This window comes from Chitinophagales bacterium (assembly GCA_040877935.1).
Taxonomy (GTDB): Bacteria; Bacteroidota; Bacteroidia; order Chitinophagales; family CAIOSU01; genus JBBDNB01.
Genome location: JBBDNB010000060.1, coordinates 1 through 25,058, shown reverse-complemented (window position 1 = coordinate 25,058; position 25,058 = coordinate 1). Strand labels below are relative to the sequence as shown.

General features: G+C 38.9%; 23 protein-coding genes. 12 read left to right on the top strand and 11 right to left on the bottom strand.

The genetic code is table 11. The annotated features are described in order from the left end of the window. Positions 1-27: 27 nt before the first annotated feature. From WD048_16835 to WD048_16820, 4 genes are all read right to left on the bottom strand, one after another. Positions 28-2,862 (bottom strand): TonB-dependent receptor, encoded by a 2,835-nt coding sequence (locus WD048_16835; protein ID MEX0813887.1) that lies wholly within the window; start codon positions 2,860-2,862, stop codon positions 28-30. 216 nt (positions 2,863-3,078) lie between these two features. Continuing rightward, on the bottom strand, positions 3,079-3,504 hold the full coding sequence (locus WD048_16830; protein ID MEX0813886.1) for an ATP-binding protein: 426 nt from the start codon (positions 3,502-3,504) through the stop codon (positions 3,079-3,081). Then, entirely contained in the window at positions 3,494-3,835 is a 342-nt protein-coding gene (locus WD048_16825) for an STAS domain-containing protein (GenBank protein MEX0813885.1), read from the bottom strand. The genes WD048_16830 and WD048_16825 overlap by 11 nt, the downstream gene beginning before the upstream one ends. Before the next feature lie 38 nt (positions 3,836-3,873). Beyond that, positions 3,874-5,913 (bottom strand): PP2C family protein-serine/threonine phosphatase, encoded by a 2,040-nt coding sequence (locus WD048_16820; protein MEX0813884.1) that lies wholly within the window; start codon positions 5,911-5,913, stop codon positions 3,874-3,876. 119 nt (positions 5,914-6,032) lie between these two features. On the opposite strand from WD048_16820, the gene rlmD reads away from it, so the two are divergent. The 3 genes from rlmD to WD048_16805 all read left to right on the top strand — a co-directional run bounded on the left by rlmD (position 6,033) and on the right by WD048_16805 (position 8,303). Further along, entirely contained in the window at positions 6,033-7,430 is a 1,398-nt protein-coding gene (gene rlmD, locus WD048_16815) for a 23S rRNA (uracil(1939)-C(5))-methyltransferase RlmD (GenBank protein MEX0813883.1), read from the top strand. Between the two features lie 89 nt (positions 7,431-7,519). Continuing rightward, entirely contained in the window at positions 7,520-7,708 is a 189-nt protein-coding gene (locus WD048_16810) for a hypothetical protein (GenBank protein ID MEX0813882.1), read from the top strand. After that, positions 7,695-8,303: a hypothetical protein gene (locus WD048_16805; protein ID MEX0813881.1), complete on the top strand. Its 609-nt coding sequence runs from the start codon at positions 7,695-7,697 to the stop codon at positions 8,301-8,303. Before WD048_16810 ends, WD048_16805 begins: the two co-directional genes overlap by 14 nt. A gap of 48 nt (positions 8,304-8,351) precedes the next feature. Here WD048_16805 and WD048_16800 read toward each other — a convergent pair whose 3' ends face one another. The 3 genes from WD048_16800 to WD048_16790 all read right to left on the bottom strand — a co-directional run bounded on the left by WD048_16800 (position 8,352) and on the right by WD048_16790 (position 9,508). Then, positions 8,352-8,594 carry a hypothetical protein gene (locus tag WD048_16800; protein ID MEX0813880.1) on the bottom strand — a complete coding sequence of 81 codons (243 nt, stop codon included), beginning with the start codon at positions 8,592-8,594 and terminating at the stop codon, positions 8,352-8,354. Positions 8,595-8,655: 61 nt separating this feature from the next. Beyond that, positions 8,656-8,961, bottom strand: coding sequence for a nucleotidyltransferase domain-containing protein (locus WD048_16795; GenBank protein MEX0813879.1), 306 nt, complete (start codon positions 8,959-8,961; stop codon positions 8,656-8,658). Positions 8,962-9,019: 58 nt separating this feature from the next. Beyond that, positions 9,020-9,508, bottom strand: a complete 489-nt coding sequence (locus WD048_16790) for a PH domain-containing protein (GenBank protein ID MEX0813878.1) — start codon at positions 9,506-9,508, stop codon at positions 9,020-9,022. A 295-nt stretch (positions 9,509-9,803) separates the two neighbouring features. On the opposite strand from WD048_16790, the gene WD048_16785 reads away from it, so the two are divergent. The 6 genes from WD048_16785 to WD048_16760 all read left to right on the top strand — a co-directional run bounded on the left by WD048_16785 (position 9,804) and on the right by WD048_16760 (position 16,888). Next, the gene (locus tag WD048_16785) at positions 9,804-11,345 is read left to right on the top strand and encodes a glycine--tRNA ligase (GenBank protein MEX0813877.1); all 1,542 of its coding nucleotides are present in this window, start codon (positions 9,804-9,806) and stop codon (positions 11,343-11,345) included. A 133-nt stretch (positions 11,346-11,478) separates the two neighbouring features. Further along, entirely contained in the window at positions 11,479-11,721 is a 243-nt protein-coding gene (locus WD048_16780; GenBank protein ID MEX0813876.1) for a type II toxin-antitoxin system RelE/ParE family toxin, read from the top strand. Between the two features lie 11 nt (positions 11,722-11,732). Beyond that, positions 11,733-12,038 (top strand): HigA family addiction module antitoxin, encoded by a 306-nt coding sequence (locus WD048_16775; GenBank protein MEX0813875.1) that lies wholly within the window; start codon positions 11,733-11,735, stop codon positions 12,036-12,038. A 267-nt stretch (positions 12,039-12,305) separates the two neighbouring features. Continuing rightward, positions 12,306-13,523: an exonuclease subunit SbcD gene (gene sbcD / locus WD048_16770; protein MEX0813874.1), complete on the top strand. Its 1,218-nt coding sequence runs from the start codon at positions 12,306-12,308 to the stop codon at positions 13,521-13,523. Continuing rightward, a complete protein-coding gene (locus WD048_16765; GenBank protein MEX0813873.1) occupies positions 13,520-16,534 on the top strand; it encodes an AAA family ATPase in 3,015 nt (1,004 codons plus the stop codon). Before sbcD ends, WD048_16765 begins: the two co-directional genes overlap by 4 nt. A 120-nt stretch (positions 16,535-16,654) precedes the next feature. Then, the gene (locus tag WD048_16760; protein ID MEX0813872.1) at positions 16,655-16,888 is read left to right on the top strand and encodes a hypothetical protein; all 234 of its coding nucleotides are present in this window, start codon (positions 16,655-16,657) and stop codon (positions 16,886-16,888) included. A 38-nt stretch (positions 16,889-16,926) separates the two neighbouring features. Here WD048_16760 and WD048_16755 read toward each other — a convergent pair whose 3' ends face one another. Then, a complete protein-coding gene (locus WD048_16755; GenBank protein ID MEX0813871.1) occupies positions 16,927-18,645 on the bottom strand; it encodes an NAD(P)/FAD-dependent oxidoreductase in 1,719 nt (572 codons plus the stop codon). 184 nt (positions 18,646-18,829) lie between these two features. On the opposite strand from WD048_16755, the gene WD048_16750 reads away from it, so the two are divergent. After that, on the top strand, positions 18,830-19,051 hold the full coding sequence (locus WD048_16750) for a hypothetical protein (protein ID MEX0813870.1): 222 nt from the start codon (positions 18,830-18,832) through the stop codon (positions 19,049-19,051). Between the two features lie 28 nt (positions 19,052-19,079). Here the strand turns inward: WD048_16750 and WD048_16745 are convergent, their stop codons facing one another. Beyond that, entirely contained in the window at positions 19,080-20,150 is a 1,071-nt protein-coding gene (locus WD048_16745; protein ID MEX0813869.1) for a PA0069 family radical SAM protein, read from the bottom strand. Between the two features lie 219 nt (positions 20,151-20,369). On the opposite strand from WD048_16745, the gene WD048_16740 reads away from it, so the two are divergent. Further along, positions 20,370-21,488 (top strand): nickel-binding protein, encoded by a 1,119-nt coding sequence (locus WD048_16740; GenBank protein MEX0813868.1) that lies wholly within the window; start codon positions 20,370-20,372, stop codon positions 21,486-21,488. Positions 21,489-21,609: 121 nt separating this feature from the next. Beyond that, positions 21,610-22,011 carry a group 1 truncated hemoglobin gene (locus WD048_16735; GenBank protein MEX0813867.1) on the top strand — a complete coding sequence of 134 codons (402 nt, stop codon included), beginning with the start codon at positions 21,610-21,612 and terminating at the stop codon, positions 22,009-22,011. A gap of 49 nt (positions 22,012-22,060) precedes the next feature. Here the strand turns inward: WD048_16735 and WD048_16730 are convergent, their stop codons facing one another. Both WD048_16730 and WD048_16725 read right to left on the bottom strand, forming a co-directional pair. Continuing rightward, positions 22,061-24,580, bottom strand: coding sequence for a bifunctional UDP-N-acetylmuramoyl-tripeptide:D-alanyl-D-alanine ligase/alanine racemase (locus WD048_16730; protein ID MEX0813866.1), 2,520 nt, complete (start codon positions 24,578-24,580; stop codon positions 22,061-22,063). Then, on the bottom strand, positions 24,577-24,942 hold the full coding sequence (locus WD048_16725) for a Rieske 2Fe-2S domain-containing protein (protein ID MEX0813865.1): 366 nt from the start codon (positions 24,940-24,942) through the stop codon (positions 24,577-24,579). The genes WD048_16730 and WD048_16725 overlap by 4 nt, the downstream gene beginning before the upstream one ends. Between the last annotated feature and the right edge of the window lie 116 nt (positions 24,943-25,058).

Genomic DNA, 25,058 nt, shown 5'->3' with positions numbered 1-25,058 from the left:
TAAGAAAGCTTGCGGATTTTTCAAAACTTATAAGTGGCTCATATCTAAAGTGACACTGAAATAAATCATTCTGCCGATAAAAGGGCCGCCATAGGTCTGGTATTGCTTGTTGTTCAACACGTTTGATGAGCCAAGTTTAAAGGTGGTATAGATTTTTTTATGGGTATAGCTAAGTTGTGCGTCTAATAAGCTATAGGTGGGGACATGTCCGGTAAATTGCGGTGATCCTTCAAATTCAAAACCCTCCACCCATTTGTAGTTGATATTGAATCCTATATTCTTAATGCGCTTAGAGCCCATTTTCCAGACTATATCCTTGCCACTGACCCCGATGTTAAATTTATGCTCCGGTGTGTTGAACGCAGGGATAATTGGATCGTCAGAACCTTTTCTGTCCAGTACATTCCAGGAATAATTTCCGGCAAACATCAGGGTTTTATAGAAGTAATAATTGAGACCTATTGAAAAACCGTAGGTTTCTACCCTGTCGGGTGAATTCGCTGAAATCCGGTATGCCTGTAAATTGCTTGGCAGACTGGGATCACGGCTTGGTGGGGTTACACCTATCTTGTAGCCCAGAAAATCCTTGTACCAACTGTAGTAGAAGCTGGCATCCAAATATAATTTTTTAAATAAGGTATTGCGAATTCCAACTTCAATTGACTGAACTCTTTCAGGCCTTACCGGGGGCACATTAAAAAAATCGAGTGTGTCATAATTAAAACTGGATGCAATATAATTTTCCAGGGATTCAACGGTTACCAATGAATCAACACCATTAATGTTTCCAATTAGGATGGCCCTTCCCAAATCATAATAAAGGTATTGATCCTGTAATGTGGGGTTTCTTAATGCTGAAGAAAAAGACAATCTGACGGTTTGGTTGTTTTGGGAGTAAACAACAGAAGCTGCGGGGGAGAACAAATATTTAAAATTTTGGTTTTTGTCCATCCGCCCTGAAAGTGTAAGAATCAATCTGTCATAAAAGACCTTTTTTTCCAGACTTCCATAGAGCCCATATTCCCAATTGCGTATAGTGGTTCCTGCGGTATCGCTGAAAATGGTGCCGTTAGAATTGGGTAAATACATCCTGTAGTTAGCGCCCAGAATAATATCCATAAATTCGGGTTCAAATTTATACTCCCCCTGTACATGGAACAGTTTGGATTTATCATAAAATAAGGTGCCCCTTGTCACTTCGCCAGTCGCACTATCTGTCAGATAGGTATTTTGTGTAATTCTATCGAATTCTTTTTGGAATTCTTCTGTACCTGGCTCTAATCTTGCTTCATTACCGGCATTTGGGTTTCCTATACCATCAGCATATTCACGTGCTTGTTGGTGCCATGCTACCAGTGAGTCCTGGTACTCATTCAAAACCATTTCTGCCTGGTTATAAATGGAATCTCGTGTTTCACCAAACCACAATCGACTTTCTGGAGGAAACCCGGGAAGATTCTTTACCTTATTGCGAATATTACTTATCCAGTAAGTGGTGTAATCTTTACTCCAATCCCCGTTGCTTTTCACCTGATCCTGGAGCTTAAAAGCGGTAAAAACAGCATCATAGGTATCCCCTGCGTTTTCCATAGTGGTGTATGCACGTATGAAAAATTTATCGGGTTGACTCAGTTCAAGCCTTAGCTGGTGAAATTTCAGTCCTTTCAAGCTGTAACGGTTATCTCCTTGATAGACCGTTGTACCGGTACCAAAATTATATGCTGCAACCAGTTCTATATCACGGTTGACTTTATAATGTAGAGAGGCTCCAGCTTTCAGGTTTCGCACATTATAATCAACAAGGGCTTTTTCCTCATAACCTGTACGGTGAAAAATATCCAAGCCAGGGTAGATTCTTAGTCCGTAGGGAGATTCAAAATTATTGGTTTCCTCATTTTGATTTTCATCGCCATATCTGTTTACCGCATCATATCCCCCGGGATTATTTCTCCCTACCTGGGAATCTGTAGCTGGCTGCATGTTTGTTGCCTCCCAGTCATTGGCCCTCATGTAATGGAAGTTGATTTTAAAGGCAAATTTATCTACATCGTGTTTGTTTTTAATTACGCGTGCATAGCGTACGGCACTTTCAAACAAACTTCTTTCAGCACCTTTGACCATCACCGATAATCCTGGATGGTAAAAAGGATTTTTGGTGGTCATGTTGATCACGCCATTAAAGGCACCGGGGCCGTAAAGTGCCGAACTTGCCCCAACAATCAGGTCAACTTTTTGAATATCCAGTTCTGAGGAACCGGCAAAATTGCCCAGGGAAAAATTAAGTCCGGGCGCCTGGTTGTCGGCACCATCAACCAATTGTAAGGAACGAACCGGCCTGGTGCTGTTAAAGCCCCTTGTATTGATAATGGTGAAGCCCATGCTGGCGGTAGTTAAATCCACTCCTTTGAGTGCGCCAAGCCCGGAATAGAAATCGGCAGAAGCGGTTTGTTTGATAGCCGCCAGTCCCATTGACTCAACAGTAAGCGGGGACTCTTGTAGCTTTTGGGTGAGTCGGGTATCTACTACTTCTACACCTTCTACATTTATACTCGAGCTTTGAAGTTGTATTTTTATTTTGCGCTTGATATTATCAGCATTCAGTCCTATCTCTTTTTTCTCATAGCCCAAATATGAGATTTCCAGTGTAAATGGCGGTTCTTGTCCGGCATCAAAATCAAACTCGCCCTCGAAATCTGTTTGCATTCCTGTGGTAGTGCCTTTGATAATTACAGAAGCTCCAAATAGTGGTTCACCTGTTTCTTTGTCTGTTACTACCCCATTTACCTGTTGTGCAATGACTGTAAAGTAGCCTGTAAATACTAAAATAGTTATTGTTAAGCCTCGCAGAGATATTATCCCCATTCTTCCAGATTGATATAAAATTAATTTATGCAGCTTCCAAAGAAAAAAAAGAAATCTTAAAAAAAGAAATCTTTAATTAGTTGCTGAGCTATGCAATTGGAATTTAAAGAGAATGGAAATAGGGGCTTCAGTTTTGGTCTGATACCATTTTAATTATAATGCCGCTTGGGCATTTTCAGAAAAGTAGAATTGACTGAAAAGCTGTAATGTTTATTCTTAATCAGGTTCTTTTAAAAACTTCTGCATCATCAGGAAGCTGCGGCCATCTTTTGTGTAGAAGGTAACGATGTCCATTATTGAATGAATGAGCTTTAGACCGAGACCGCCTTTTTGTTTTTCTTTGATAATATCTGCCAGTGCTTTTTCAACTTTTGCATCTCTTTTAGCCAGATCAAGAAAGCCGATATCCGAGAGCACTATTTTAATTTTATTGTCGACAACATTAATATCAACTTCAAGAATTTTGCTTTCATCTGAATTATTGCCATGAATAATAGCATTGGATACAGCCTCGTCCATGGCCAGAACAATCTGATTTATTTCAGAAGTGCTAATGTCTAAGCTCTGGAGAAAATCATTTAAGAAATCCCTGATAGTACTTAACGCTTTCTGAGAACATATGGTCCTGATATTAGCTTTCATTCATCAACCGCCTGGCATTTATTTTGTTTTCAGCAATTTGCATTACTTCGAGCAGACCCAGAATTTTGAAGATTTCAAAAACCTGATCGTTCATATTAAAAAATACAAACTTGCCTTTATGCTGATTTAAAAAATCCAGATGAGAAATAAACACCCCCAAACCTGCGGATGAAATATACCTGAGCTCTGCACAGTCAATATAGAAGTTGAACTGTTCCTGCTTAAATGCCTTTTGCAAATATTCATCTAATTGAATCGATGATTTTGCATCCAGATCTCCTATCACTTTCAGCTCTGCAGCCAGCTCTTCCGGCTTTTCAATTATTTCCATCTTTCATGGGGTTTATACGGTTATGCATTTAAAAGGTTTTATTTAAATTGAATCACCAATGATGTCAGGTCATCCTGATACGGGTTTTTCAAAGTATGCGCTTTAATTTTTCGATTGATAAATTTATTGATTGCTTGTGCATTATCTTTGGGAGCCTGCTCAACGGCCTTTTTTATTCCATTAAGTCCAAACATTTGTTCTGCATCATTACTTGCCTCGCTAATACCATCAGAAAACAAAAGTATAACATCTCCCTTTTCGTAATTGTGCTTATAAATTTTAATCTTTTCTTTAAATCTGTTATTTCTGATAATTCCAATCCCCATACCTTCGTCCTCAAAGTATTTCACCTCATTGTTTTTAGCGCAATAATAAAGTAGTGGCGATTGCCCTGCCCTGGAATAGGTAAAAGTCTTTTCGCTTTTATTGATCATAAGATAAGTAAGCGTAACAAACACCTTGTCTTCAAAACAAGACATTACCACTTCATTGATCTTATAAATAAATTCTTTGGGATCAAGATCAAAAGTTGATAAGGTTTGAAAAATCCCTTTGAGTTCTGCCATATACAAAGAAGCACTCAAACCCTTTCCTGCCACATCTCCCATTATAAAAAGAATCCTGTCATTGTCAATTTTAAATAGGTCATAAAAATCACCCCCAAGTTCAAGGCATGGATGGAGAAACGCATCAAAATCAATAGCATCATCCATTACATTGTACTGTGGCAATAATTTCTGCTGAATGATCCTGGCCTGCCTGAACTCCTCATCTACTCTTTTGGACTCTACTTGTTTGTCAACCAAAAGCTTACTTTGATACGACAAACGGGCTTGTTTAAGGTAGGACCGCACAAAATGCTTTTGATCATCAGTAAAATTTTTGTGCAAACCCTTAATCAAATAAAGGCGGCCAACATCCTTATAGTCTATATTATAGTTAAATGATATGATCTTATCTGCTCCTGAAAGTTCTTTATCAAAAATATAAGGATGTGTTGCTGCATTGATCTCAAAATATTTCAGTTTCCAAAAAGCAGGATCCAATCTGTGGTATAATCTGCTTTCTATTTTTTCTATGGCATCAATAGAGATATTTTTTGCCTGAACCAATGCCTCTTCATCACTTTTAAAATTAAACCACCCCGACATAGCCTTGGTATCTTCTACCGCTGCTTTTAGCAAATATTGATAGAGCTCTACATCCTGTGATTGATTTCTTCCAAGATTACCAATTTTTATCAAGCGGTCAATTTCATTGGTTTTACGCTCCACCGTAGCGGATATAGGTATATAAAAAAGCAGGGAAAGCAGGCTGGTAAAACTTAGTACGCTTACAAATAGTAGTAAAAGAAAAAAGGGCGCAAATGGATAATAGGTCGTTTCAAAAAAATAATTGTCAATATTCAGGCTGTAGTGTACAAAGGCAATAAAATTGACTAAATTAATTACAGTAAGCAAACCGACCAGGCGCCATTTATTATGTGGGAGAATTCGCCCTATCCAGGATAAGCGGGTAGCTATATAAAGAATTGCGATTATACCAATAGTAATATACGGAAAAAACAGGCTGCTCTCATACTGTTTTGGGATAAACATAAACAACAACCCAAAGGCAAAAAACCAGCTAAATGCTTTAAGCAGCCTTATCGGCATACTTTTGCCTTCATTTTTAATTAAATTACAATATATGTAGTATATGTTTATTAAATAAGCAGAAATAGTGAAGGAGTAGAAAAAATAATAGAAAGGTGACCAATATTCAGGTATTATATACAGGTTGAAGTAGCTGAAAATAGATGGAATCAACACCATAATGCTAATTGACATTGGTGCCAGTATAGTTTTAAAATTGCCAAAAACGCTTAGGCTTCTGTTCCTATACGTCCATCTTTTAAAAAGTAAAAATGTTCCGGTAAAAAAAAGACCTATCCCCAGGTTTAAGATCAAAAAACCCGGGAAATCCTGAATAATATTTTCAAACAAAAAACGATTTACCAGTACCAGGTTAACTCCTGCCCAAAGAGTAAGGAAGGAAACTATGGTTCTGGTATCAATATTTTTAATACTTATGGCCACAAGTTTGATGCATTAGACTTGAAATATAGCACTTATCGCCTGAATAATAAAGGGATAGCTTTTCCACAAAAGCAAATGAATTATGCGAACTTTGCAGATTTGAAAATGAAGCACCGCAAATGAGAAGAAAAAAAATAATTGAAAATGCCCAGATCAGCGGGATTGAACATCAGGGAAAAGGCTTATTTAAGGTGGATGGAAAGGTAGTGTTTGTTCCCGCTACACATCCCGGTGATAATGTGGATATTAAAATTGTGAAAAACAAGAAGCAATATGCTGAGGGCAGGGTTTTAAAATACAATCAATTTGCGCCCTATAGAATTGAGGCCTTTTGTCCTAATTTTGGAAATTGTGGAGGTTGCAAATGGCAAAACATTCCATACACCAAACAATTGGAATATAAAGCGGGGTTTGTAAAAGAAGCTTTTGAACACATCGGAAAATTGGATTTTCCTGAAATTGAGCCAATTATTGCTTGTGAAGAAGATCGCCTATACCGCAATAAAATGGAGTACAGTTTTTCCAATCGAAGGTGGCTCACAAAGGAGGAAATAGACAGCGGCAAAACCTTTGATGTCAATCATGCACTGGGCTTTCACGTGGCCGGGGCTTTTGACAAAGTGCTGGATATTGAAACCTGTTATCTGCAAAGTGAATTGTCCGATGCCATTCGGAATGAAATCAGGGCATTTACCATTGCGCAGCATTTGGATTATTACGATTTAAGGGCCGGAAAAGGCCTTTTGCGCGGAGTGATTGTTCGCAAAAATACCAAGGGAGATTACCTTTTGCTTTTTTCTGTTGCCAATGCATTCAAGGATGGGCTGTTTCCACTTTATGATCATTTGCTGGAGAAATTTCCCGCCATTAAATCGCTAAATTATATTGTCAACAATACCCCCAATGATGCCATTTATCCGCACAAGGTAGTCAATTATGCAGGCGAAAAATTTATTACAGAACAATTGAACGGGGTACAATTCAAAATTGGCCCAAAATCATTTTTTCAGACCAATACCCGACAGGCGGAAATACTCTACAGCACGGCCATTGAAATGTTGGAACTGAAAGGCAGCGAAACGATTTACGACCTTTATACTGGCATTGGCAGTATTGCGCTGAGTGTGGCGGCACATTGCGAAAAGGTAGTGGGCATTGAACAGGTGGAAGATGCCATAAAAGATGCCAAGGAAAATGCGCAGCTCAATAAAATGGAAAATGCACATTTCTATACGGGCGATGTGCGCGATCTTTTCAATACTGAATTGATAGGAAAATATGGAAAGCCCGATATCATCATTACCGACCCACCAAGGGCGGGGATGCACAAGGATGTGGTAAAGGCACTTTCGGAAGCTGCTGCACCAAAATTATTGTATATCAGTTGTAACCCCAATACGCAGGCAAGGGATTTGGAAATCCTTTGCGAAAATTACCGCATTGAAAAAGTACAGCCTGTGGACATGTTCCCGCAGACCCATCATATTGAGAATATTGTGTTGTTGGGGGTGATGTGATGGTGTGCAGGGGAATAAATAATATTGGTATATTTATGTGAATGAAATTAGCTTGTCTGTAGTTAGATTAATGAACATCAATTTTTACCATGTCGAAAACAAGAGCAAAAACCAAAAACGGTAAAATATCCAAAAAGAGAAAGGACACGCATATTGGAACCATTGAAAAAAAATATGGCAAAGATTATGGCGTAAGATCAGATATGCATCTGGAAACCTACCTCAAAAACAAGGGGTATAGTTCTCTGACAGAACTTCTTAAAGGTGGCAAAAAGTAAGTCACATATCATTGAGATTCCTGAAATCGAAAAGTTCGAAAAACGATTTCATTTTATTGAAAACAATACTCTCCGAACTAATCTATCCATAGCGCTTCAGTATGTGGTTTTTATTTTGAAAGTAGAAGCAGATTTCAATATTACTGGTGCTATTGAGTATTCCATTTACAAAAATATCATTCAATATACATCTTCTATTGTAGAAGGCGTAATGCATTATGGACTTGAAGTTGCAATAAAAGAAGGATTAGTTATTGAGGAGAAAATCATGCCCAAAGCGGAAGTTTTCAGGGAAAGAAAAAGACTTTATAAGATCAACTCAAAAGAAGAAATACTTGGTGTAAAAAAGATTGTTGGTTATGAAAAATACAAGAAGAACACCCAGTTCAAAACGATCTGTGATGCTTATAAAAGAGGGAAGCTTTTCAGTGATGAGCTAATAGAGGAAGTCAATGAGCTACGAGATAAAAGAAATAAAATTCACTTGGCAGGATTAACAAAAGTTGAAAATTACTATACCAAAAAGGACATCAATCAGGCTTTTGAACTGGCAGCTAAGGTTATTGATGAGGTAGAAAAACTGGTTAAAAATTAAAGAATAAACATCCAAAATGGACACTATCCAAAAAAGTATGTGTCCAGACTACCTTTCGCTTAGCCATTCTAAATCGGCTTTGTCCATTAAATCCTGATCAATTAATCTGCCGGCTTTAATGTCTGCTTCACTCAACTTGAGCATTTCAATTTGAGATTTGCTGAGTTTAACTTTTTGATTAGGGTCGGTTTTACTATCAACTAATACATCTAAGGCTTTTAAAAAGTCAGCATTTTGTATGGAAAGGATTTTGTCTATCAGTTGATTCCGTAAAGTGTTAATTGAAGCCATGATTAATTGTTTGTCAAATAAATTTACAGATTTTACCTAGATTATTCATTTCTAATGCCAACTAATCAATTTCCCGGCCATGTTTCAAAATCTCGCTGACCATTGGATTGGTCAAGTTAAACTCAGCTTCCCTAAATGGATGCGGCTCTATCCTGCTATCGATTTTCCTTCTCAATCGCATTAAATCCAATTGTATTTCCATTAAGTTTTTGTAGTCCTTCAAGATTACCGCAATGTCTATATCGCTGTCATCATTGAAATTTCCTTTTGCATAGGAGCCAAACAGAAAGACCTTTACAAAATCATATTTTGATTTAACAGCTTCTGCAAATTTATTGACTGATTTTAAAGCATCTTTTTGTTCCATAATGTTTGGAACTTATAATTAAATTAAATTATCTGAAATGTGATCTTTCTTTCCCGTTTCATATTGCGACCATTTTTCTTAAAACATGATATAATTCCAAATTATCAGGTGTGATAACAATTTTATCTTCATTTTCTAAAACCACCAGCACCCTGTTTGATCTTTGTGTAGCGTACATTTTAAAAGCCCCGATTTTAGGATTTTTATATTTCCCATAGTAGCCAAATAGACCACCATTTGCAAATGTTCTACTACTATGCTCCATATCATCAGGGTTGAGCAGTTCTACTTTTTTAACATCCTCAATATCGATTTCTATTTTATAGGCTACCCTGTCAATGATCAGTTTGCCTGAATCGATTTCATAACCATTGATTTTATACAAAAGGGGTAATAACAATAAAATCACCATTAAGAGGGTGAAAAAAACAATCACAAGGTCATTCAAACCTGCGATTATATTTCTAATTACTATTATAAGTATAATCCCTGTCAATACGGAAGTGAGTAGTATAGAAAAGGTATCTAATGAAGCTTCAAAATACATTGTTCTTATTGCTGTTTATAACAATGAATATTTCACTGTCTTTTATAATTTTAAAGTTAAGTAAAACTACTGAAAAGCAGATAATGCCAATTTTTATTGGTGGCTTTTGGTCATGAGGGAAACCAACTATTCGTAGCACCCTTGCTACGAATTCAATAACAACATTTTATACGGCACCTTAGGATGGGTGCTACAGACAGGTTGCATGCTTGCAGTGCAACTAATTATACAATCCACTTAGCAAAAACAAGCATTTCATTGCCCGACAAGCGCAGAAGTTCTATTTTTGCGCCTTATGAGTCAACAAGAAGATATTTTCAAAAAAATCATTTCCCACTGCAAAGAGTACGGGTTTATTTTTCAATCCTCTGAAATATACGATGGCCTAGGGGCTGTTTACGATTATGGGCCAAACGGCATAGAGCTGAAAAACAATCTTCAGCAATATTGGTGGAAAAGCATGGTGCAGCTCAACGAAAACATTGTGGGCATTGATGCCGCCATCTTTATGCACCCCAAAACCTGGAAAGCTTCCGGCCATGTGGACGCATTCAACGATCCTTTGATCGACAATAAAGACTCTAAAAAACGCTACCGTGCGGACGTACTGATTGAAGATCAGGTAGAAAAATACAGGCAAAAAATCGAGAAAGATGTAGCCAAGGGCAAAAAGCGCTTTGGTGATGATTTTGACGAAGAGCAGTTTTTGGCTACCAATCCAAACGTACAGCGCAATCAGCAAAAAATCGATGAGATAGAAGGCAGAATGAAAGCGGCTTTAGAAGCCAATGACCTAGTGGCTCTTAAAGCTTTGATAGATGATCTGGGTATTGCCTGTCCGGTGAGCGGCAGCAAAAACTGGACGGAAGTGCGACAGTTCAACCTGATGTTTGCCACACAAATGGGTTCTCTGGCAGATGATTCAGATACCATTTACCTAAGACCAGAAACAGCTCAGGGTATTTTTGTGAATTACCTGAACGTACAGAATACCACCCGCCAAAAACTGCCTTTTGGTATCGCGCAAATTGGTAAAGCGTTTAGAAATGAGATTGTGGCGCGGCAGTTTATATTCCGCACCCGCGAATTTGAGCAAATGGAAATGCAATTTTTCGTACGTCCGGGCGAGGAAAAGGAATGGTACGAACACTGGAAGGAAGCGCGTATGAAATGGCACAGAAGTCTTGGTTTGGGACCTCAGGTATTGCGCTTTCACGATCATTTGAAAACCGCGCACTATGCCAATGCGGCTGTGGATATTGAGTTTGATTTCCCCTTTGGATTTAAGGAAGTGGAAGGCATTCATTCCCGCACCGATTTTGATTTGACACAGCACCAGAACCTCTCTGGCAAAAAGCTGCAATATTTCGATCCAGAACTGAACAAAAGCTATGTACCATACGTGGTAGAAACTTCCATTGGTCTCAACCGCTTGATGCTAGCTGTGCTTTGCAATGCCTTTGAGGAAGAAGAAATTGAGGGCGACAAAAACAATACACGAACGGTTTTGAGAATCCCTCCGGTTTTGGCACCCATCAAAGTGGCTATTTTGCCATTGCTGAAAAAGGACGGATTGCCGGAAAAAGCCCGTGAAGTAATGGACAGTCTCAAATACGATTCCCAATGTTACTACGAGGAAAAAGACTCTATTGGCAAACGCTACCGCAGACAGGATGCCATTGGCACGCCTTTTTGTGTAACGGTGGATCACCAAACGCTGGAGGACAATACTGTAACAATTCGCGATAGAGACAGCATGAACCAGGAACGCATTTCTATTGAGAAACTACACGGAATTGTTGCCGAAAAAGTGAGTTGGAAGGATTTGGCGGAGTAACTGTAAATACGCATTAACTACTTTTCTTCAATTAGTTTTTGATTTTAGAAATTATTTACCAACCTTTGGCGTTAGTATCGCTAAACGTAACTCTTTTGATTAAATCATTTGGTAACAGAGAAACCGAAAAGATTTGGCATGGAATAATGTCAAAAAACTTCCTCCTCAAATACAAAATACTGCAAGGAGAAAGCTCAGGATGATTAATAGCTCTGCTAACATAAATGATTTAAGAGTTCCGCCAGCAAATAGGCTTGAAAAATTATCAGGAAATTATTCAGGATATTACAGCATTCGAGTAAATCAACAATGGAGGATAATGTTTGAATGGAAAACAGAAAATGCTTATAAAATTCAAATTGTAGATTATCACTAAAACAAAAGACCATGAACATGCTAAAAAACATACATCCCGGTGAAATTTTACAAGAAGAATTTCTATTGCCCATGGAAATTTCTGCCTATCGTTTGTCCAAAGACACTTTTATTCCGCAAACACGAATCAGTGAAATAGTCAAAGGCAAAAGGCGAATTACAGCCGACACAGCATTGAGGTTGTCAAAATATTTTGGAACAAGTGCCAGGTTCTGGTTGGGCCTTCAAAATGATTATGATCTGGAAGAGCAAAGTCAGTTAAAAAGCAAAGAATTGAAAGGAATCAAACCTTTTCAACATGCGCAGTTTTTACCTTGAGTGCAGTAATGTCCAGACAGTGTCTGGACAATTAAATTGATGACTTCAATTACACCTCAACACATTAAAAAACTATCTACAAATTTCCTTTCGGAAAAACCATTAGTTTAGCTCTCATATAAAGCAGAAAAATGAAACGAACATGAATAAATTTTAATCATTTATTCACACATGAGAATGATTAAAATTTTTCATGTGAGAGCATAGCGGTTACAAGGGTGCGAAAATTTTTTCGCATCTTTTTTCAAACGAAAAAATTTCAAACACTTGAAAATCCTCCACACCTCCGATTGGCACCTGGGCAAGCGGCTTTATCAAAAAGAACTTCAGGAAGACCACCATCTTTTTTTCAATTGGCTGGTAGATACCATCAAAGCGGAAAACACAGATGTAGTATTGGTTTCGGGAGATATTTTTGATCTGGCAAACCCCTCTTCCGAGGCGAGAAAACTTTACTACAATGCTTTAAAAAAAATTTCTGCCACTGGCGCACAAATAGTACTTACGGGCGGCAATCACGATTCACCCGCCATGCTAAATGCTCCGCGTGAATTACTGCAGGCATTGAACATTACTGTCGTGGGGGAATTGCCTGAAAATTACTCTGAATTAATTGTCCCCTTAGGTTCTGAAACCAAGCCCCAAGTTGCCGTAGCTGCCATTCCTTTCATTCGCGACAATGAACTCCGCAGACTTGCCCCCGGTCAGTCTTATGAAGAGCGTGAAAAGGCCGTACGCGAAGGCATTCAGGAAATTTTCAAAGAATCTTTGGCATCGCTAAAAGCTCAATTTCCCAATGCAGTGCCAATAGCGATGGGGCATTTATTTGCACATGGCGCATCTACCAGCGATAGCGAGCGAGATATACAGGTGGGTAATTTGGCAGGTTTTGAAGCTTCGGCATTTCCAAGCGATTTTCAATACATCGCCCTGGGACATATTCACAAGCCGCAAAGTGCAGGAGCAGAACATATTCTCTACTCCGGTTCGCCCATTCCCTTGTCTTTTAGTGAAAAAGCGGATCAAAAGCGCATTTTAAGCATTGTAATTGAAAATGAAAACTCAAAGATCGAATCCATTCCAGTTCCGCAATGGCGGCAATTAATACGCTTTTCAGGCAGTCTGGAAAAAATTAAATCGGCTCTTGCAAATTTTAAAAACAGCACTCAACTGCCAGCTTTCATTGAAGTGGAAATGCAAGAAAAAACCAGAAATCCTTCTGAAATTATAGCACTGGAAAAACTTGTGGAAGATTTCAATAAATCAGAAACAAACGCATCGATTGTAAAGTATTTTATATCCATCAGTGGACAGCAAAAATCGGGCTCGCAACTTTTTAAGCAGCAACAAATTGAAGCATTAAAACCCGGAGAAGTATTTAGCAAATGGGTAGAAGAAGCGAAAGTAGATCAGCGCACGAAAAAGCTTTTGCACGAAGCTTTTGACGAAATATTACAGGAATATTACCAAAATGAAGAGGCGTGAAAATACTTCAGATCAAATTTGAAAACATCAATTCCCTAAAGGGCAAACACGAAATCAATTTTGATCAGTCCCCGCTATGCGATGCCGGGCTATTCGCCATCACGGGACCAACGGGCAGCGGTAAAACCACCATTTTGGATGTGATCAGCTTGGCCCTGTACAATGAAATTCCCCGAATGGGCAAAATTTCAAAAAGCACGATAGAATCAAGCGGTTCTGTAATCACGCGCAATACAGACCATGCGGCTGCTTCGATTACCTACGAATGCAAGGAAGGAAAATTTACCAGTGAATGGACCATCAGCTATAATCGAAACAATAATTTGCGCGATTATGAAATGAATATTTTCAATGCCAATGGGCAATCATTGGGACTTAAGAAAAGTGAAATACCAGCTAAAAACGCTGCTTTGGTCGGGCTGGAATACGAGCAGTTTGTCCGCTCCATATTGCTTGCACAGGGAGATTTTGCACAGTTTTTAAAAAGCGGGGAAAAAGAACGCGCCAAATTGCTGGAAAAAATCACCGGCACTTTTATATACCGAAAGCTGGGACAATTGGCTTATGACAAAGCAAAAACCCTGCGTAAAAAAACAGAGGAAATAGATCAACAAATAAAGGGAACCGAAGAACAATTGCTTTCTGATGAAGCATTTGAAGAAAAAGAAAAAGGATATGAATTAGCAAAGTCGGAGTTGGAAAAACAGAAAACCAAAGAAAAAAAGCTGCAAAAATCCATTGACCTAAAAGAGGAATTGGAACAGTTGAACAGCAAAAAAAATAAGGCCGAACTTGAATTGACGAACAATAAAAATGCACTGGAGGAATTTAAAAACAATGAAGGTTTGGCGCTTGAAAAACATCAAAAACTTGCGCCATTCGCAGAGAAGTTGAACAAATGGAAAGACAGTATTGAGCAAAAACAAAAAGCAAAGCAAAGAATAGATCTAATCGAAACCGAACAGCAAAAATCGAAAGATGGGCAAGCGCAATTGCTCGATAAAATTGATAAACTAACGGGCAAGAAATGCAATGCTGAAAATGCTATAAAAACCCTGAAAAACCTGTATGAAGAATATTCCGAATTGGCTCGCGATAGAGAAGAATTGGCCAATCAATTTTCACAAATAAAAAAATCATTGTCGAAATATGAGCTAAAGGAACAATTGAAAAGCAATGTAAATGAACCCGCAGAATTTATTAAAGAGCTAATTTCATTCAAGGAAAAAAAGCAGGGAGAAATAGAAATTGCCAATAAAAATTTAAGTGCCCATCCTTTTTATCAGCAAGAAAAACTGCTCGTAGAAATAGGGGGTATTTTGTCACAAATTAGAAATGCCGAGCTAAAAATTGACCATTTAAAAAGTGCAATTGACAGTAATAAAAACAAACAAAAACGATTTCAGGATGAATTGAAAACCATTCCAGATTCATTAAAAGAAACCAAACTCATCAGTGAAAAATTAGAAGCTGAAGTTCAACAATTGAGAACGGAAAAAGAGCTAAAACATTTGCGCGCAAGCTTGGAAGAACATCGCCAAAACTTAGTAAATGGCGAGCCCTGTCCGCTTTGTGGATCTGAACATCACCCTTGGGCTGAAAATGTAGAGGCTCCGGAATTTGACAATCAAAAACTTAGGGATAAAGAAAGTGCCTGGGAAAATTCAAAAGAAAAGCTTGCAAAATTGAAAACGCAAAAGGACAACCTAGAGCAACTATTAAGCGATTTGGAAAATGAGCAAAACCAATTGAAAAAGGATTTTACAGCATTTGAAAAACAAAATATATCTGCAAGAGAAAAACTGCCTCCTTCACTACAGAAGGAAAGCCCTGAAAAAATAGAACAGCAGCGGGACTCCTTCAAACAAATGCAACAGAATGCCGAGCAAATTCAAAAATTTATAACTGAAGCGGATAAAATGTTGCCCGAAGCAGAAGATCTTCAAGAAATTTTAGAGAAAGGGAAAAGCAAAAAAGAAGAACTAGAAAAACTCTACAGTGGCTCTGAACCTCTTCATAATTTAATGGAATCGATTACCCATGATTGGGAGGAAGTCCGTACATCTTTAGCCAAATTAGAACACGAAAAGGAACAAAGGGAAAATGAGAAAAAGCAATTCAATAACCTGCAAATACAACTGGAAAAAAGCTTAAAACCAGAACTGCAAAAGTTGAATTACGAGCAGATAGAAGATGCAATCAAAGAGCTTTTGCCCTACGCTACCGAAAAACATTTGAATGAAAAATCCCAAAGATTAAGGGATGCACTTGCTAAAACCAAAAATGACCTAAACCATTTTAAAGAGCAATTCAAGAATAAGAAAGCGCAAGATATTGAAGACACAAAAGAAGCGCTAAAAGCAAGCCTAGATAGTGTTTCTAGTGAAATTGAACAATTGGATGAGAAAAGCAAAAACCTATATGCAGATTTAAATAGGCAAAAAAAGAACTTGGAGTTTATTGACCGGAAAAAAACTGAAAAAGCAAAAATAATTGGAGATGGTGAAAAATGGCTATTGCTGGAACAACAGATTGGGGATGCCACTGGAAATAAATTCAGCACTTTTGCACAGCAGCTTACTCTTGAACAATTGATATTGCTGGCCAATAAACGCTTAGAAGGTCTGTCGAAACGCTATCTGTTGGCGATGCCCGTAGATCAGGGCGATTTGGTAGCCGTAGATCGTGATATGGGCGATCAGGAAAGATCGGTAAAAACTTTGAGTGGCGGGGAAACTTTTCTGATCAGTCTAGCGCTGGCCTTGGCCTTGTCTGATCTTGCATCGCAGAACATCCAAATTGAAAGTATGTTCATTGACGAGGGTTTCGGAACACTCGATCCGGAAACACTGGATCTTACGCTTGATGTATTGGAAAAACTACAAGCCAACGACAATAGGATGATAGGTATTATTTCGCATGTAGAAGCACTGAAAGAGCGCATCAACACCCAAATTCAACTGATACCAAGTGGACAGGGTTACAGTAAGCTTGCATTGGTGGGGGCTTAGGTAAATTGGCATTGCAGTAAATAAGCTCCAGATATGGATGATTTTATCCATTCCGAAATTTGAACCTTTTTTGAATCACTTTAGGTGTCCATGATTATTTTAAATTAAAGCACATAAATTATGAGTTTACAATATATTTCTGACGGTAAAGGAAAAACCACAGGTGTTTTTATACCCATTAGCGAATGGAAAGCTTTAAAAAAACAATACCTCGATTTAGAAAAACTTGAAGATAAAGAGCCTTCAAAAGAGCGAGTTTTAGAAGAGCTCAAAGAAGCAGTCAAGGAGCTTAAATTGATTGAAGAAGGTAAATTAAAAGCCCGTCCGGCAAAAGAGCTTTTAAATGAATTATAATGTTTCCTCAGTACCGCTTTTTGATAAATCCAGCACAACTACACTCCCACCTCCGCCTTCTTTTCTGCGGGTGTCAGGTTTTGCTTCCATGAATTGTCATATTGTTTTAAAACCGGAGAACTCCAGGCCGCATCTTTCTTTATTTTTCCGTCAAAATAATCAGCATAAACTTTGTAAGCCCTATGGCCCGCATCCTTTAAAGCAATAATAGCAGAGTTGACACCTCCTTTTACAGCAATAGGTACGCCACCGCCCAATTCGGCCCAGTGTCCGCTCATATAGAGTCCTTTCACAGGGGTACGGTAATGCGCCACACCCGCCATCATATTTTCCTTGCCGGGACGTGCACCCATAATGGTGCCGTTTTTATTGCCCGTATAGCGCCAGTGGGTAATTGGGGTTGCCACATCGAAATATTCAATGTGTTTACTCAATTCTGGAGCAAGGCTGTCTTCTACCCTTTTGATCAATACCTCTGCAAATTCTTTTTTAAAGGCTTTATAGGCTTCTCCTCGCATAAGCGAACCATCAGCCCTTTGTTCGGTTTTCCAATGTTCATTGTGATCAAAAAATGCCGGTACATAAATGGTCAAAGTGCCCTTGCCTTTCGGAACCAATGAAGGATCGCGCAAAGATGGTGGCAAAATACTGATACCACTGGTCTTAGGGTCTCCATTGCTGTATTTATCGCGCGATAATGTTTCATCACATAAAAAGATCATTTCCTCGGTAAATCCTAAATCTTCAACCGGGCAATCCAGCGCAATAGATAGGGTAACCGATGAACTGTATAGTTCGGCCTTTTCAAGTGCTGCTTTCATTTTTCCGGAAACAGCATCCTGGGGCAACATTTTATTGTAAAGCGTATCCATGTCACAGGCCGCTAAAATAATATCCGAAGCAATGTAATATTCGCGGTTGCGATGTTGTACTGTAAGCCCTTTGCAACGGCCATTTTTCACGTCAACCCCTATAACCTTGCTTCTGAAGCGAATTTCGCCACCGGTCTGTTGAATCACATAACTCAACCATTCGGGAAATACCTGACTGCCACCCACAGGGGGAAATTGATAATCATTGTAATAAGCCCAGCCAATAGGCACAAGGCAGGATAGAAGATCGGGCTCAGAGCAAAAAACAGCATGAAGTTTCGGGTCTTTAAAAAAAGTATTCAATCCCTTTGTCAGGCCACCGGGACCGGAATAGCGGATGTAGCGCATAAAAGGCAGCGCAAATTTCAACTTACGCAAACTGGTTAGGGCTTTGCCAAATATAGTCATCGACTCCGGGCTACGGAAGAAATCATTGGCATTGTCAAAAGACTTTCCGATTTTTTTAGCCGCTGCAAAAAATTTGTGCAATCCCTTTTCTTCATGAGGGAAATCGCGAATCAACTCTTTCTTCCATTCATCGGGCTTATTGGTCAGCAGGTAATCATAGGCATTCCCCTTATAGCGCTTGATGCGCTGCTGTGCCTTTGCTTTGGGAAAATCATTTCCCAGCAATTCAAAAGCGCGTGTTACACTGCCTTTAGGGCCACATTGATTCAGCCAGTGAATGGCACTGTCGAACCTGAAATCTTTGCGCTTAAACCCAGCAAGATAACCACCGGGGCGCACATCCATTTCCAGCACACAAACTTTCAGCCCTGCCTTGCACAGCATGGCAGCAGCCGTCAGCCCACCGATTCCGGCACCTATTACTACTGCATCAAACTGCTCGGCAGTTTTATTTTGAGCTGTATTTTCTGAATTCACACCCCTGCTTTGAAAATTATTTTATAAAAATAAGAATAGGATTGGATAACCCTTGATAATAGATTATTCTTTTGGTTTTCATTACATATCAAATTCGGGCAAAAGCTTTAAAATTCGACAAGTCGGATAGAGATTTTATTACTGAAGCAAATAATATTAAATTGAAAACTAAAATTTTAAAAAAATGAAAGTTAAAGAGGATTTTCACAAGTTGATTGACAATATAAATGATGAAGAGGTTCTGCTTTCTTATTTTAAGCTAATACAGAGCCTTAATAAAAATCAAGCAGGAAATTTATGGAATACATTAAGCAGTGAAGAAAAGAAGGACTTATTATTATCCTATGAGGAGAGCTTAAATCCCGATCAATTAATCAGCCATGATTCCGTTAAAAAAAGTGACTAAGCCTACGAACTTTTAATCCAATTTACTTTCAATCAAACAAGCTCAACTGGCCGTTTTTTGAAGGCACTTTAAAAACTGAGGTGTTCAGTACACGGCTATTTTTTCCGGCAAAATACTTCTGACTTTGAGTATAAAACAAATGCCGGATCATTTCAGCCAGTTGACCTTCTCCACGCATTCTTTTACCTGTTCTACTGTCACTTACTTTCCCTCCATGTGCTGCTGCAGTAGCGTTTAATACTTTATCTGCTTTGTTGGGATAGTTCTTTTTGATCCAGTCGCTGAACAGCCCGGCAACAGCACCATTCAAGCGGAGCATGGTGTATCCTGCGCTTTCAGCTCCATTGGCAGCAGCAGCTTCCAGGATTTTTGGTATTTCGTTGTCATTCAGGCCGGGAATAACCGGGGCACACATAATTCCTACCGGAATTCCTGCATTGCTCAGTTCTTTTATGGTTTTCAAGCGCAATGTAGGCGATGCTGTTCTGGGTTCAAGCTTGTTGTGCAGTTCATTGCTCAATGTGGTCAGTGATATATTCACTTTTACAAGATCGTCTTTTGCCAGTGATTGTAGCACATCAATATCCCTGCGCACCAAAGCATTTTTGGTAATGATGCCAACCGGATGCCTGAATTCATCCAGGCATTGGAGCAAGCCGCGGGTAAGTTTGTACTTTTTCTCTAAGGGCTGGTAGCAATCCGTATTTCCTGAAAGCATAATGGGTTTGGGGATGTGTTTTTTTCTGGACAGGAATTTTCTCAACAGTTCAACCGCATTTTCCTTTACAATTATTTTTGATTCAAAATCCTTTCCTGCGCTAAAGCCCCAGTATTCATGGGTGTTTCTTGCATAACAATAAATGCAACCGTGTTCACAGCCCTGGTAGGGATTCATGGAATAATCCAGGGAGATATCCTTTGACGGGACTTTGTTTACTATTTTTTTGGGATGCTCTACATAAACCTGGGTAGCATAGGTATCATATTCAGGGTCGAGGTCTATACCTTCTTCATGCTCCCTGCACAGCTCCAATTGCTCAAATCGGTTGTGCGGATTGAATTGTGCCCCACGGCCTTTTATGTAGTTGTCTTTGTTCAAAATTCCTATTGATTTTAATTTTTCCGCTCTAATAAATTTAAACAGCTTTAGTCAGTAAAGCGAAAGAATTCACGAATTAAAATGAAATAGTACATACTTTACATTTCTTATGCTTATTGGCAAAGTTTTCTATTCTTGTTATATTGAGAAAAACCCAGCAAATAGTTGGGTTTTCGCATACTACGTGCAAACAAGTAATTTTTTATAAAACGAAGAAGTATGCCACTATATATGGACCGCCACGATGTATCAGCTTCTGTAACTGCTGAAAATGTTGCCGAATTGCATCAACAGGATTTGAAAATTCAGCACAAATTCAATTGCCGGGGGTTGACTTATTGGTTTGATGGAGATAGAAATACTGCTTTTTGCTTGATTGAAGCACCTGATAAAGAAAGCATTCAAAAAATGCACAATCGAGCTCACGGAGAAGTGCCCAATGAAATCATTGAAGTGGATCCACAATTAGTGGAATCATTTCTGGGAAGAATGGAAGATCCCGTAAGTTCTGAAAACAACGCATTAAATATCATCAATGAACCAGCCTTCAGAACAATAATGCAGGGCAATTTGCGAATACTTTCATTGGAAAAACAGACGCCAAAAGCATTGGCATCTTTTTTCAACAAGTACATAAATGCTGTTGCCAAATTGTTCAAGCGCTTTGAAGCCGGCACTGTAAAACAAGGTGAACAAAGTTTTCTGCTCTCATTTAAATCCGTAAGCAATGCTGTGAACTTCGCCAAAGAAGCACAGGCACTATTCAGTGAATTTTCCAGGGGAGAGCATATTTCAGACATTGGCTTAATATTGGGCATGTGCACAGGTTCACCGGTAACAGAGAAAAAAACACTTTTTGAAAGCAGTATAAAACTGGTAAATTATCTGTGTACCATTGAAAAATCAGAAATTATAAGTACAACGGAAGTCAAAAATCTGTATGAGCGGGAAAACATAAATGCTTCATTTGACAACAAAACAATACTTGTCTTAAATCCCTCTGAAGAGGCATTGCTCATAGAATTGATGGATTTCATTGAAAAAAATTGGACAAACCCGGATTTAAAAGTTGAAGATTTTAATAAAAACCTGGGCATGAGCAAATCAAATACCTATCGGAAATTAACGGAACTCACAGGCAAATCCCCCAATGAATTTTTAAGAGAATATCGCTTAAACCATGCTTTGACATCAATAAACACAAAGAAAAATACTATTTCTGAAATCGCTTATAATACCGGTTTTAACAGTCCTTCTTATTTTTCCAAATGTTTTCAGAAACGATTTGGCCTTCTCCCCTCCCACTATCAATCCGCACTGACAAGTGCAACAGTATAATTTGAACCAAATGTGCTTTTCTTAGAACCAAATATGCTAAAATCTCTATTTGATGAGCTATATTTTTGCATCATTAGCAAAAGGCTAAAAGCTTATTTATTCACTAATTAAAAACCATGTTATGACAAATGCACAAGAAACAATCAAAGAAAAAACAACACTTTTTGAGCGCCTTGGAGGTCATAGTGGAGTTTCCGAAATTGTAAAAGATGCAGTAGAAGCGCACATGAACAACCCAGTGATAAAAGTGCGGTTTCTGCCCTACAAAGAAGATCCTGAAAACCTAAAAAAGATCAAAGAACACCTGGTTCAATTTTTCAGCGCAGGAAGCGGTGCCCAGGTTGAATACCACGGAAAGGAGATGCCAGATGCGCACAGGGGCATGAACATCAATGCTGAAGAGTATATGGCTGCCATTGATGATATAATGTCGGTTTTGGAAAAGCACAATATTGATGAAAATTCCAGGAATGAGGTATTGGCAATTCTTTGGTCATTGAAGGGAATGATAATGGCTAAATAGGCTGTTTGAGTTTGAGTGGAACCAAAGTCATCTCCACTTTGGAGCCACTCTACTCCTTAAAATAAACCCTTTTTACCCTTTCGCCAATACCCGTTAAAATTTCATAGGGTATAGTTTCTGCCCATTTGGCCAGATGTTCTACCGGAAGTGACTTACCAAAAAGCAAGACCTCATCGCCTTCACTTGCTTCCGGTATATTTGTCACGTCTATCATACACATATCCATGCACACATTTCCGATTACTGCTGCCTTTTTATCCCTGACAAGCACATAGGCTTTTTTGTTTCCAAAAGCGCGCCTGTAACCATCGGCATAGCCAATTGCAATAGTGGCTACGCGGAGTTTTTTATCCGCCCTGGCTTTTCTGTTGTACCCAATGCTCGCCCCTTTTTCCAGTGTTTTTATCTGCGAAATACTTGTTTTGAGTTGCCCCACCGGTTCCAGTTGATTGGCCAAAACTCCTGTAATATCAATCCCATAAAGCACCAAACCCACTCTAACCATATCAAATTTCCCCTGGGGAAAACGCAGAGTTCCGGCAGAATTGAGCAAATGTTTCAGTGTGGAATACCCCAAAAGGGATTCTAATTGACCAGCAGCATTTTTGAATTTTTCTATTTGCTGTTCAGTAAAGGCATCGTCTTTTGGATCTTCACTGGAGCTGAGATGTGAAAAAACACTGGCCACCTTCCAGCTTTTTTGATTTTTAATTTCCCGGGCAAGCACATCGATTTCATGCGGCAAAAATCCAAGCCGGTGCATCCCGGTGTCTATCTTTATATGAATGGGCAGTTTTTGTGCAGGCAGTTTTTCATCCAGTAATGCAGAAAACTTTCTTAAAAGCCTGAAGCTATAAATCTCGGGTTCCAGCTTATAGTGCAATAAACTTTCAAAACTGTTTTCTTCAGGATTCATTACCATCACAGGTAGTGTTATTCCCGCATTTCGCAGTGCAATACCTTCATCTACAAAAGCTACCGACAAATAATCCACATGCTGGAATTGCAGCATACTGGCAATTTCGAAAGCACCGCTGCCATAGGAAAATGCTTTCACCATAGCCATGATTTTAGTTTTATCGCCCAGGTGATTGCGTACGGCCGCCAGGTTATGGCTCACCGCATTCAGGTTGATCTCAAATACAGTTTCGTGAAATTTCCGTTCCAGCAGACGGCTGATCTTTTCAAAATGAAAATTGCGCGCCCCTTTCAACAAAATACTTTCATCGTAAAAACTGAGCTGCTGAATGGCATTTAAAAAAGCTTCAGTGTCTTTGTAAAAAAACTGCGCTGCTTTTAACTCTTTAAACAAATCGCGGTTTTTATAAAGCACCGGGCCAATTCCTATAAACTTTTGCAAATCGCTGTCTTTCACCAAACGCACTACTTCATTGAGCAGTGTTTTGTCAGACATCCCACTTTGCAAAATATCTGAAAGAATGAGTGTTCTTTTGCTGTGTTGCTGTTGTTGTTTTAAAAAATCCAGGGCGATTTTTAATGAGCCCAAATCAGAGTTGTAACTGTCATTGATCAACGAACATTGGTTCACCGCATCTTTTAGCTCCAGGCGCATGGCCACAGTGCTCAATTGTTCAAATGATTTGAGAAAAACCTCATCTGCTGCTTGCAAATAAATGCCACAAGTAGCACAGCTAATGGCATTTTCTATAGATGCTTTATCGCTAAAGGGAATATTGAATTGATAGTTATTCCCATTGTGTTTCAGTGCAATTGCTGTTCGGGTATTTTCTGTTTTTATCTGCTCAATTTTAACGCTTGCCTTTGCGGATTTTCCCCAGTTGAAAATTAACAGTGGTTTTTTCAAGGACTTTTTCCGTTCCTGTTTGAATTCCTCAACAACATCCTGAATCAAGGGATCATCAGCAGGACAAATCAAAACTTCTGAATTTGCAAACAAGTGGAGTTTTTCCCTAAGTTTTTGTTTAGAATTTTGAAACCCTTCGGCATGGGCATAGCCAATATTGGTCAATATCCCGATATCGGGACGAATCACTTTTTCGAGCCGCTCCATTTCCCCGGGCTTTGAAATACCTGCTTCAATAATCCCCAGGCTGTGTTCGGCTTTTATTTGCCATACAGATAGCGGAACCCCTATTTGCGAATTGTAGCTTTTCGGACTTCTGACAATATTATAGCGCTTGTCGAGCAATTGAAAAAGCCACTCTTTCACAATGGTTTTTCCATTGGAGCCCGTAATGCCGATTAGCGGAAATGTAAATTGACTGCGATGAAAAGCAGCAAGTTTTTGGAGAGCTTTTATACTATCATCTACCTTTAGGACATTGAGTACTGAGCCAAGATTTTTATTGATTTTCAGATTTTTAGAAACCACGAAATTGCGAATGCCACTTTCAATCAATGTGGGAATAAAATCGTGGCCGTCATGCTGAATTCCTTCAATGGCAAAAAACAAAGTCCCACTGCCTGTATGCACCTGCCTACTGTCCAACAAAATATGGGAAATGCTTTCATTCTCATCAGCGCAGCATAAGAAAGTTGCTTCAACAGTACGGGCAATTTCCTGAAGGGTATAGTTCTTTTGACTCATTTCCAGAATTCGTACCAATTTTTATCAGTGAGGCCAAGGTAAAGCTGATCGTCTTCCTGCTTCACAGGATATGAACGCATGCCATAACCTTCGCCACTGATATTTTTACCGCTGCAAATATCAAATTTAGCGCGGTGCAAAGGACAAACCACTACCTGACCTTTTACCATAAAACCCTTGCTGAGAGAGGCACTTGCATGTGGACAGGTATCGCGAATGGCATACCAATTGTCATTGACCTTGCTCAGGCAATATTTCTTACTTTCACATTCTGCCTGAACCAGTTGTCCGTTTTCTATTTCTGCGGGCGACATCAGTTCCGGCAAATGGAGTTTTTCCCATTTCAAATCATTTTCACTCATAGGCTGTTAATTTAACAACAATATTTACCCGTCATGGCCTAAAAACCAAAATAATTATTAAAAACCTGAGTTCGGAAATTATTTATTGCTCAGAATGCCAGAAAATAGTGAGATTC

Excerpts from the sequence above, each read along its gene's own strand:
- WD048_16835 (MEX0813887.1), bottom strand. The coding sequence starts at position 2,862 with ATGGGGATAATATCTCTGCGAGGCTTAACAATAACTATTTTAGTATTT.
- WD048_16830 (MEX0813886.1), bottom strand. The coding sequence starts at position 3,504 with ATGAAAGCTAATATCAGGACCATATGTTCTCAGAAAGCGTTAAGTACT.
- WD048_16825 (MEX0813885.1), bottom strand. The coding sequence starts at position 3,835 with ATGGAAATAATTGAAAAGCCGGAAGAGCTGGCTGCAGAGCTGAAAGTG.
- rlmD (MEX0813883.1), top strand. The coding sequence starts at position 6,033 with ATGAGAAGAAAAAAAATAATTGAAAATGCCCAGATCAGCGGGATTGAA.
- WD048_16810 (MEX0813882.1), top strand. The coding sequence starts at position 7,520 with ATGTCGAAAACAAGAGCAAAAACCAAAAACGGTAAAATATCCAAAAAG.
- WD048_16800 (MEX0813880.1), bottom strand. The coding sequence starts at position 8,594 with ATGGCTTCAATTAACACTTTACGGAATCAACTGATAGACAAAATCCTT.
- WD048_16795 (MEX0813879.1), bottom strand. The coding sequence starts at position 8,961 with ATGGAACAAAAAGATGCTTTAAAATCAGTCAATAAATTTGCAGAAGCT.
- WD048_16790 (MEX0813878.1), bottom strand. The coding sequence starts at position 9,508 with ATGTATTTTGAAGCTTCATTAGATACCTTTTCTATACTACTCACTTCC.
- WD048_16785 (MEX0813877.1), top strand. The coding sequence starts at position 9,804 with ATGAGTCAACAAGAAGATATTTTCAAAAAAATCATTTCCCACTGCAAA.
- WD048_16775 (MEX0813875.1), top strand. The coding sequence starts at position 11,733 with ATGAACATGCTAAAAAACATACATCCCGGTGAAATTTTACAAGAAGAA.
- WD048_16760 (MEX0813872.1), top strand. The coding sequence starts at position 16,655 with ATGAGTTTACAATATATTTCTGACGGTAAAGGAAAAACCACAGGTGTT.
- WD048_16750 (MEX0813870.1), top strand. The coding sequence starts at position 18,830 with ATGAAAGTTAAAGAGGATTTTCACAAGTTGATTGACAATATAAATGAT.
- WD048_16740 (MEX0813868.1), top strand. The coding sequence starts at position 20,370 with ATGCCACTATATATGGACCGCCACGATGTATCAGCTTCTGTAACTGCT.
- WD048_16735 (MEX0813867.1), top strand. The coding sequence starts at position 21,610 with ATGACAAATGCACAAGAAACAATCAAAGAAAAAACAACACTTTTTGAG.
- WD048_16730 (MEX0813866.1), bottom strand. The coding sequence starts at position 24,580 with ATGAGTCAAAAGAACTATACCCTTCAGGAAATTGCCCGTACTGTTGAA.
- WD048_16725 (MEX0813865.1), bottom strand. The coding sequence starts at position 24,942 with ATGAGTGAAAATGATTTGAAATGGGAAAAACTCCATTTGCCGGAACTG.